The organism is Mycobacterium sp. E3339, assembly GCF_001666915.1.
In the GTDB taxonomy this organism is placed as follows: Bacteria; Actinomycetota; Actinomycetes; order Mycobacteriales; family Mycobacteriaceae; genus Mycobacterium.
On the sequence record NZ_LZIZ01000089.1, the window covers coordinates 1 to 7418 of the forward strand.

The 7418-nt window shown below is 69.7% G+C and carries 8 protein-coding genes and 2 pseudogenes; 8 read left to right on the forward strand and 2 right to left on the reverse strand.

The features are described 5' to 3' along the window. Positions 1-531 (reverse strand): annotated as a pseudogene (gene lysS / locus A5702_RS08615) (lysine--tRNA ligase); the annotation flags it as partial. 423 nt (positions 532-954) lie between these two features. Here lysS and infC point away from each other — a divergent pair. From infC to A5702_RS08635, 4 genes are all read left to right on the forward strand, one after another. Beyond that, positions 955-1560, forward strand: coding sequence for a translation initiation factor IF-3 (gene infC, locus A5702_RS08620; RefSeq protein WP_082459830.1), 606 nt, complete (start codon positions 955-957; stop codon positions 1558-1560). Between the two features lie 32 nt (positions 1561-1592). Continuing rightward, on the forward strand, positions 1593-1787 hold the full coding sequence (gene rpmI / locus A5702_RS08625; protein ID WP_055402798.1) for a 50S ribosomal protein L35: 195 nt from the start codon (positions 1593-1595) through the stop codon (positions 1785-1787). Between the two features lie 67 nt (positions 1788-1854). Further along, on the forward strand, positions 1855-2250 hold the full coding sequence (rplT, locus tag A5702_RS08630) for a 50S ribosomal protein L20 (protein WP_046184507.1): 396 nt from the start codon (positions 1855-1857) through the stop codon (positions 2248-2250). A 3-nt stretch (positions 2251-2253) separates the two neighbouring features. Then, positions 2254-3045 (forward strand): RNA methyltransferase, encoded by a 792-nt coding sequence (locus tag A5702_RS08635; RefSeq protein WP_055402795.1) that lies wholly within the window; start codon positions 2254-2256, stop codon positions 3043-3045. Here A5702_RS08635 and A5702_RS08640 read toward each other — a convergent pair. Then, entirely contained in the window at positions 3032-4075 is a 1044-nt protein-coding gene (locus tag A5702_RS08640; protein WP_067815039.1) for an oxygenase MpaB family protein, read from the reverse strand. The genes A5702_RS08635 and A5702_RS08640 overlap by 14 nt on opposite strands. A gap of 191 nt (positions 4076-4266) precedes the next feature. On the opposite strand from A5702_RS08640, the gene A5702_RS08645 reads away from it, so the two are divergent. From A5702_RS08645 to A5702_RS08660, 4 genes and pseudogenes are all read left to right on the forward strand, one after another. Then, positions 4267-5157 carry an adenylate/guanylate cyclase domain-containing protein gene (locus A5702_RS08645; RefSeq protein ID WP_067815041.1) on the forward strand — a complete coding sequence of 297 codons (891 nt, stop codon included), beginning with the start codon at positions 4267-4269 and terminating at the stop codon, positions 5155-5157. Between the two features lie 17 nt (positions 5158-5174). Beyond that, a complete protein-coding gene (locus A5702_RS08650; protein ID WP_055402790.1) occupies positions 5175-5981 on the forward strand; it encodes a rhomboid-like protein in 807 nt (268 codons plus the stop codon). Positions 5982-6101: 120 nt separating this feature from the next. Continuing rightward, positions 6102-7145: a phenylalanine--tRNA ligase subunit alpha gene (gene pheS / locus A5702_RS08655; RefSeq protein WP_068219885.1), complete on the forward strand. Its 1044-nt coding sequence runs from the start codon at positions 6102-6104 to the stop codon at positions 7143-7145. Continuing rightward, positions 7145-7418, forward strand: a pseudogene (locus A5702_RS08660) (phenylalanine--tRNA ligase subunit beta); the annotation flags it as partial. The gene pheS and the pseudogene A5702_RS08660, both read left to right, overlap by 1 nt.

Consider the following 7418-nt stretch of genomic DNA (forward strand, 5'->3'; position numbering starts at 1 on the left):
CTCCACCAGTCCCCAGGACACCAGGATCCCGATCACGTCGCCGGCCACCAGCACCGCGGCCGCTTTGACCAGCGCGCCCTTGCGGACCTTGGCCCAGAACTCCCGGTAGGCCAGCACCAGCAGCACGATCGCGACGATGTGCACCGCGAACCCGAGGTTCTCGCCGAAGGTCTCGGCCGCGGTGTTGTCACCCGCGGCGATGTCGGCGGCGTTCAGCCCCGCGGCCAGGATCATCTGGCCGAGCAGCACCAGCCAGGCGATCCGTTTGCGCGCGGTCAGGGCCGCGGCGAGCAGGGCGAGGACGAACGACCACGCGATGCTGGTGTCGGGGAAGTTGAACAGGTAGTCGTTGATGAACTCGCGAGGGACCTTGATGACCCACCGGATCAACGGGGACACGCTGGCCAGCAGCGACACGGTGGCGATGACGCCCACGATCCACCCGGCCGCCGCCGGTACCCAGCGATACCGGGAATGCGACCGGCCGCGGGGCCCCGAACGGGAGCCCGAACGAGATGAAGCGAGAGTCACAGACCGCGAGGATATGCCCTCAAACCGTGAAAAGCTTGGCGAAGCGCTAAGACTGGCCAGCAATAGTTCGCCGGGTTGCCCGAGTCTGCGGGTGGGGTCGAGGGCGAAGTGCGGAAAGCGGCCCCGTGGCTGCTAAACTGGCGTTCGCGACCATCCCGGCGAAGGCCAGGAACAGTAAGTGGAGTCCCACTCCCACCGCGGGCCACGAGGATTTCAAGGCCTGGCGGTCCGGTCACAGACATCGCGCATGTCTGTTCCGCGAGCAACGCGGGCGGCTTGACTTCAGGCCGCGATCGGTCGGCATTGGGCCCTGCGATTGCAGGGCTTTTCTGCTGGTGGTGTGGTGTTTCCGCCGCTGAACCCCCCGGAGCCGGGTCCCGGCCGCGATGCTAGGACACCTATCAGCCCAACAAGGGAGGCCCCATCAGCACTGAGACCCGCGTCAACGAGCGCATCCGCGTACCTGAAGTCAGATTAATCGGCCCCGGGGGAGAGCAGGTAGGCATAGTGCGCATCGAAGACGCACTGCGCGTCGCTGCGGACGCCGATCTCGACCTTGTCGAAGTCGCCCCGAACGCCAGACCCCCGGTCTGCAAGATCATGGACTACGGCAAGTTCAAATACGAGGCGGCGCAAAAGGCGCGCGAATCCCGCCGGAACCAGCAGCAGACCGTCGTCAAAGAGCAGAAGCTGCGACCCAAGATCGACGATCACGATTACGAGACCAAAAAGGGCCACGTGATCCGCTTTCTGGAGGCGGGTTCGAAGGTGAAGGTCACCATCATGTTCCGCGGACGCGAGCAGTCGCGGCCCGAGCTGGGCTACCGCCTGCTGCAGCGGCTGGGCGCGGACGTGGCCGAATACGGCTTCGTCGAGACGTCCGCCAAGCAGGACGGCCGGAACATGACGATGGTGCTGGCCCCGCACCGCGGCGCGAAGACCCGCGCCAGGGCGCGGCACCCCGAGGGACCCGGGGACGTCGCGGCGCCGGACGGCGATGCGGCCACCGACGCCCCTTCGCCCAACTGACCAGAGACGAATAGCGAGAACGAAGAGGAAACATGCCAAAAGCCAAGACCCACAGCGGGGCTTCGAAGCGGTTCCGGCGCACCGGAACCGGCAAGATCCTTCGCGAGAAAGCCAACCGCCGGCACCTGTTCGAGCACAAGCCGTCCACCCGGACTCGCCGCCTGGAGGGCCGCACCACCGTGGCGGCCAACGACACCAAGCGCGTCAAGAAGCTGCTGAACGGCTGACAGTTCGACAAGCCGAGCGGCGGCGCCGCTGCCGGCCCCGACCATTACTTAGAGAGTAGGAACACCCATGGCACGCGTGAAGCGGGCGGTCAACGCCCACAAGAAGAGGCGCAGCATTCTCAAGGCCTCGAAGGGCTATCGCGGCCAGCGTTCGCGGCTGTACCGCAAAGCCAAAGAGCAGCAGCTGCATTCGCTGAACTACGCCTACCGCGACCGCCGCGCGCGCAAGGGCGAGTTCCGCAAGTTGTGGATCTCGCGGATCAACGCCGCCGCGCGCGCCAACGACATCACCTACAACCGCCTGATCCAGGGCCTCAAGGCCGCGGGCGTCGAGGTGGACCGCAAGAACCTCGCCGACATCGCGATCACCGATCCGGCGGCGTTCACCGCGCTGGTCGACGTCGCCCGGGCCGCGCTGCCCGAGGACGTCAACGCGCCTTCGGACTCCGGAGAGGCCGCCTAGCCCCTGCTGACCGAACGTTCGGCCCGGGTCGCCGCGGCGGTCAAACTGCATCGCCACGTCGGGCGCCGGCGGGCGGGGCGATTCCTGGCCGAGGGCCCCAACCTGGTCGAGGCCGCGGCCGGCCGCGGCCTGGTCCGCGACGTCTTCGTCACCGAGGCCGCCGCGCAACGGTATGCGTCTTTGCTTGGCGCGCAGCGGTTTCCGGTTCATCCGGTCACCGAGCGGGCCGCCAAGGCGCTGTCCGACACCGTCACCCCCACCGGGTTGGTGGCCGTCTGCGAAATGCCGTCGACCCAACCGGCGGACGTGCTGGCCGGTTCGCCGCGGCTGATCGCGGTCGCCGTCGAAATCGGCGAGCCGGGCAACGCCGGCACGCTCATTCGCATCGCCGACGCCATGGGCGCCGACGGCGTGCTGCTCGGCGGGCACGGCGTCGACCCGTACAACGGCAAGTGCCTGCGCGCCTCGACGGGCAGCATCTTCTCGATTCCGGTCGCCTCGGCGCCCGACGTCCCGGCCGCGCTGGGTGCCCTGCGCGACGCGGGGCTGCAGGTGCTGGCGACGACGGTGGATGGCGAGACGCGCCTCGACGAGGCCACCGAGTTGCTCGGCCGGCCGACGGCGTGGCTGTTCGGCCCCGAATCACAGGGCCTGCCAACCGAAGTCGCGCGGGCGGCCGATCATCGCATGCGCATCCCGATGTCCGGGGGAGCCGAGAGCCTGAACGTGGCCTCGGCGGCGGCCATCTGTCTCTACCAGAGCGCGCAGGCGCTGGGCACGCTCAAGCGGCCCTGACGCGTCCCCGGGCCGGCCGCAGGCCCGCCAGCGACAGCGTCCCGTGCACCAGCGACCCGGCGCGTTCCATCAGCGCCTTGGCGGGGTCCAGCGCGGAGCGCGGCCGCGGGGGAAAGTAATGCATCGGCAGCCCGCGGCGGTCGCGGGGCGGGGCCATGAACGGCGGCGCCTCCACCAACGGCGCGTCGCTGGGCAGCCGCCCCTCGGCGCGGCGGTAGGCGGCCAGCGCGCGCGGGTGCAGCCGGATCTCGTCGGGCACCGCCAGAAAGGCCAGCTCGACCAGCTTGCCGAACAGCCGCAGCAGCACCTCGTCGCCCGGTGTCCAGCGCATCCCCGCCTTCTCGCGGACCGCGGGCTCGAACAGGCCCGCCGCGATCCAGCGCTGGCCGGCGACCAGCGGCTTGAACATCTGGTCCCAGATCGGCGTGGGCATCAGCACGAACTTCGGCTTGGGGATCCGGATCTGGAAGATGTCCAGCGTCGCCTGGTTGATCTCGAGCTCCTCGCGGCAAACCCGGTCCCAGTACTCGCAGAACGCCTCCCACGACGTGGGCACCGGGCGCATGCTCATCCCGTACATCCGGTACCACCGCACGTGCTCGTCGAACAGCTGCCGCTTCTCGGCCTCCGTCAGGCCCCCGCAGAAGTACTCGGCCACCTTGATCACCAACATGAAGAACGTGGCGTGCGCCCAGTAGAACGTCTCCGGATTCAGGGCGTGATAACGGCGGCCCGATGCGTCAACGCCCTTGATGGTGTGGTGATAGCTCTTGATCTGCCGCCCGGTCGCCGCGGCGCGTTCACCGTCGTACACGACGCCCATGATCGGGTACACCGAGCGCGCGACCCGCTGCAGCGGCTCGCGCAACAGGATCGAATGCTCCTCGACGCCGGCCCCCAGCTCCGGGTACATGTTCTGGATCGCCCCGATCCAGACGCCCATCATTCCCGTCCGCAGATCGCCAAAGTACTTCCAGGTCAGGGAGTCTGGCCCGAGCGGATCGTCGGATTTCCTTGGAATGGCAGTCATCTCGGCCTCCTGCGCTCACGATAACTTTGACAACGCACGTTGTCTACGATTTCCCCTCCGCGCGCCCGCAGGTGTTATCGACCTTCGATAGCGGTGTGGCGCCGCTGTGATCAGCCGATACGTTGCGAGCCGTGACACAACGGGCGGGGCCTTCGTTGCCCGCCTGCGGCGCGAGGAAATAACCTGGCCGAGTGGAACTCGCGCATCGCGATTCGGACTCGGGCGGGCCCGAAGATGTGACGGCTTCCGATCCTTCGGTGCGCGGCGCCGTGCGGTGGTGGCAGACCCGGAACCACAGCCCCGGCGCGGTGGCCTTCATCCGCCGGGCCCGACGGCTGCTGCCCGGCGATCCCGAGTTCGGCGATCCGCTGTCGACGGCCGGCGAGGGCGGGCCGCGCGCCGCCGCCCGGGCCGCCGATCGGCTGCTGGGGGACCGCGAGGCGGTGTCGCGCGAAGTGGGCCTGGGGCTGCTGCAGGTGTGGCAGGCGCTGACCGAGTCGGTGTCCCGGCGGCCGGCCAATCCCGAGGTGACGTTGGTGTTCACCGACCTGGTCGGCTTCTCGTCGTGGTCCCTGCAGGCCGGCGACGAGGCGGCGCTCGCCCTGCTGCGTCAGGTGGCGCGGGCCATCGAGCCGCCGCTGCTGGACGCCGGCGGCCACATCGTCAAGCGGATGGGCGACGGCCTGATGGCCGTCTTCGGCGACCCCACCGTCGCGGTGCGGGCCGTGCTGGCCGCCAAGGAGGCGTTGAAGTCGGTCGAGGTGGCCGGGCACACGCCGCGGATGCGGGTCGGGATCCACACCGGGCGGCCGCAGCGGCTGGCGTCGGACTGGCTCGGTGTCGACGTCAACATCGCCGCGCGGGTGATGGAACGGGCCACCAAGGGCGGGGTGATGGTGTCAGGTTCGACACTCGATCTGATCCCGCAGAGCGAACTGGACGCGATGGGCGTCGTCGCCAAACGCGCACGTAAATCGGTTTTTGCGGGCAAAGCCACCGGCGTTCCGAACGACTTGGCGATATATCGTTTGAGGACTCATAGGGAGTTGACAGCGCCCGATCACACTTCCGAAACAAATTAGCCGACATAATGGATGCAATGTTTGGGGGCATCTTCGCCCGGCTCGCCCGGGTCCAGTTCACGGTGGGATACGTGGCGGTGCTGCTCGCCATCAGTTGCGCCATCCTGGCGCTCGGCCCGCACGCCCATGACGTGCTGGTCGAGCGGGCCAGCACCAACCTGCACAACCTGGCCCACGGCCACGTGGGCACGCTGCTGGGCAGCGCGCTGGTCGTCGACGCCGGTCCGCTGTACTTCTGGTTGCCCTTCCTGACCTGCCTGCTCGCGCTCGGCGAGCTGCACCTGCGCACCATCAGGCTGGTGGTGGCGTTCCTCGTCGGGCACATCGGCGCGACGCTGCTGGTGGCCGCCGCCCTGGCCGCGGCCGTCGAGTTCGGCTGGATGCCGGTGTCCATCACCCGGGCCAGCGACGTCGGGATGAGCTACGGCGCCCTGGCGGTGCTCGGCGCGATGACCGCGGTCATTCCCCAGCGCTGGCGGGCCGCCTGGGTCGGCTGGTGGGTGTCGGCCGGGCTCGCCTCGGCGATCATCGGCGGCGATTTCACCGACGCCGGCCACACCGCCGCCGTCGTCCTCGGCGTGCTGGTGTCCGCCCGGTTCCGCCAGCCCATCCACTGGACGCCGCTGCGGCTCGGGATGCTGGTGGCCTCGTCGGGCTTCGGTTTCCTGATCCTGGCCCATCACTGGGGCACGATGGCCGCCGCGCCCGCGTTCGGCGTCCTCGGCGCCCTGGCCGCGCACAAGCTGGTGCAGATCGTCACCGGCCGCGGCGCCGTGGTGGGCGACCCCGCGCTGAGGAGCCCGCAGCCCGTCACGACCGGCTAGGCAACCCGCCGCCCTTAGGGCGAAGCGCCCGCCGGGCCACACGCACCACATCACTATGATCGGCACTTGCCGCTGGGCAACTTCGAGCCCGCCCCTCATCAGCAAGGAGAGTGTCGCCGCGTGGGTGCTCAGCCCGTCGACCTGTCACCGGACGCCCTGGCCGAGGCGGTCGGCGCCGCCCGGGAGGCGATCGCGCTCGCCGGCGACCTGGACGCGCTGGCGCGGGTGAAGACCGAGCACCTCGGCGACCGCTCCCCGCTGGGGCTGGCGCGCCAGGCGCTGGGCGTCGTCCCCAAGGAGGAGCGCGCCGACGCCGGGAAGCGGGTCAACTCCGCGCGAACCGAGGTGCAGCGCGAGTACGACGCGCGGCTGGCGGCCCTGCGCGAAGAACGCGACGCGGCGGTGCTGGCCGCCGAGGGCATCGACGTCACGCTGCCGTCGAGCCGGCAGCCGGTCGGCGCCCGGCACCCGATCACCATCCTGGCCGAGCACATCGCCGACACCTTCATCGCGATGGGGTGGGAGCTCGCGGAGGGCCCCGAGGTGGAAACCGAGCAGTTCAACTTCGACGCCCTGAACTTCCCCGCGGACCACCCCGCGCGCAGCGAGCAGGACACCTTCTACATCGCGCCGGAGGATTCCCGGCAGCTGCTGCGCACCCACACGTCGCCGGTGCAGGTGCGCACGCTGCTGGCCCACGAGCTGCCGGTCTACATCATCTCGATCGGGCGCACCTTCCGCACCGACGAGCTGGACGCCACCCACACGCCGGTCTTCCATCAGGTCGAGGGGCTGGCGGTGGACCGGGGCCTGTCCATGGCGCACCTGCGCGGCACCCTGGACGCGTTCGCCCGCGCCGAGTTCGGTCCCGAGGCGCGCACCCGGATCCGGCCGCACTTCTTCCCGTTCACCGAACCCTCCGCCGAGGTCGACGTGTGGTTCGTCGGCAAGAAGGGCGGCCCCGGCTGGGTGGAGTGGGGCGGTTGCGGCATGGTGCATCCGAACGTGTTGCGGGCCGCGGGAATCGACCCGGAGGTGTACTCCGGGTTCGCCTTCGGGATGGGCCTGGAGCGCACGCTGCAGTTTCGCAACGGGATCCCGGACATGCGCGACATGGTCGAGGGCGACGTCCGGTTCTCGTTGCCGTTCGGGGTGGGGGCCTGATGCGCATCGCCTACAGCTGGTTGCGCGACGTCGTGGCCGCGGGCGCGCCCGGCTGGGACGTCGCCCCGGAGGAGCTCGAGCAAGCGCTGGTGCGGATCGGCCACGAGGTCGAGGATGTGGTCACCCTCGGCCCGGTCGAGGGCCCACTGACCGTGGGCCGCGTCGCCGGCATCGAGGAGCTCACCGGGTTCAAGAAGCCGATCCGCGCCTGCCGGGTCGATGTCGGTGAGCCCGAGCCCCGCGACATTGTTTGCGGCGCAACCAATTTCGTCG

What these genes read in the sequence shown, in the direction of transcription:
- rpmI (WP_055402798.1), top strand. Translation starts at nt 1,593, where the DNA reads ATGCCAAAAGCCAAGACCCACAGCGGGGCTTCGAAGCGGTTCCGGCGC.
- rplT (WP_046184507.1), top strand. Translation starts at nt 1,855, where the DNA reads ATGGCACGCGTGAAGCGGGCGGTCAACGCCCACAAGAAGAGGCGCAGC.
- A5702_RS08640 (WP_067815039.1), bottom strand. Translation starts at nt 4,075, where the DNA reads ATGACTGCCATTCCAAGGAAATCCGACGATCCGCTCGGGCCAGACTCC.
- A5702_RS08650 (WP_055402790.1), top strand. Translation starts at nt 5,175, where the DNA reads ATGTTTGGGGGCATCTTCGCCCGGCTCGCCCGGGTCCAGTTCACGGTG.